Below are 1,300 nucleotides of genomic sequence, written 5' to 3'. Positions count from 1 at the left end.
TGTGCCTTTTCCTTCATATAATGGTTTGTCTTTAATCACCATGACATCAGGATAAGTATAAAAGCGATATCTTGGCATCCATAACCGTACATCACTCATAAAAGCCCAATAATCTTGATTGTTAATCTTAGTCGGAAAATTCCTACAGAAATTTAAAGCAATCAGATTATGATTAGTAGTTGCTCCTACCATTGGAGTAATTTCTCCATCTAGATATTCATTTTTGTATTCTGCTATTTCTTCTAGCTGACAGTATTCTTCAGGCGTGTAATAGCGTTTTTCGATTTGAACTTGCATACTAACCTCCCTTATCTTGGTTAAATTGCCATTCAATAGCAACTTTAATATTAGCTTGTGCTGAACCTTTTGTCACCAAAGGAATCCCCGTTTCGCCCCCAACTTGTAACCCAAATTCTAAAGTAACCTTACTGGGTGGATTGGCTTGGGAAACTCCCTGTTTTATCGAAGTTAATAACAATTGTGCATATTCATTAACAATATTAGTAACTCCTGCTTGAAAATTTTTTGTTCTTTCTTCTATATCCTCGAAAAATCCTACTGCTTGCAATTGCTCCCTATCACCTTCTTCGTACTGCATATAAATTTTTGCGCCATCGGAGGCTTGTATTTCTGTGATTTTTATTGACATTTTATCCTCACCTTAATTTTTGCATAAATGTTAATCGTAACCGTTCAGGAGGTGGTTGTCAAGTAGCCATTAGTATTGATTCTATGGGAGGACTCTCCTGGGGTAGCATAAATGTAGAGGGAGAAGTATTACCTCTCCAGGCGCAAATCGCCGAGCGTCATCAATTCCCATATCAGGTTACAAGGTAGCAAGCCCTAGCTTGAAAAATTCGCTAAGATATATGGTTCTTCGTTACTTGGTATTTCAATGGGGTTGCATAGATCAACTAAATCCTTATCTGGCAAGAGATTTAATTAATTAGTTCGCTCTAGATCAGAAACAATTGACAAAAATCACCAAATGTTTTTCTCTATAAGGGTTTCATCTCTTATAATCCTGTCCGTTGCATAAGACAAACCAAAGAACCATTATTCTTCACTTAAATTAAAATCAATGCGTTGATAAATATCCTGCAATGACATTTGAAAATCCACAGAATGAAACCTTAAAGCATCTTTGTCTGATTCAGAGGCTTTAAACAACCACTCCCCATTATTTTGTTGATAAAACTGCTCAACATAATAACGGTATTGATCAATCAAAATATATTCTTTAAACTCAGGAATTGAGCGATAAAACTTAAACTTATCAGTACGGTCATAATCTCTAGTT

2 protein-coding genes and 2 pseudogenes are annotated in these 1,300 nt (G+C 35.5%); all 4 read right to left on the bottom strand.

Going from position 1 to position 1,300, the window contains the following annotated elements:
* Positions 1–297: Uma2 family endonuclease (locus O9290_RS24760; protein ID WP_288026760.1), on the bottom strand; the 297-nt coding region annotated here is incomplete at its 3' end.
* Position 298: 1 nt separating this feature from the next.
* A complete protein-coding gene (locus O9290_RS24755) occupies positions 299–649 on the bottom strand; it encodes a CU044_2847 family protein (RefSeq protein WP_002762880.1) in 351 nt (116 codons plus the stop codon).
* 211 nt (positions 650–860) lie between these two features.
* A pseudogene (locus tag O9290_RS24750) lies at positions 861–1,044 on the bottom strand (hypothetical protein).
* 12 nt (positions 1,045–1,056) lie between these two features.
* Positions 1,057–1,300, bottom strand: a pseudogene (locus tag O9290_RS24745) (Uma2 family endonuclease); the annotation flags it as partial.

This window comes from Microcystis sp. LE19-41.2A, assembly GCF_027530405.1.
Classification (GTDB): domain Bacteria; phylum Cyanobacteriota; class Cyanobacteriia; order Cyanobacteriales; family Microcystaceae; genus Microcystis; species Microcystis aeruginosa.
This window is presented reverse-complemented; position numbering and strand designations above follow the sequence as displayed.

Coding starts and splice junctions, on each gene's coding strand:
- O9290_RS24755 (WP_002762880.1), bottom strand. CDS start 649: ATGTCAATAAAAATCACAGAAATACAAGCCTCCGATGGCGCAAAAATT.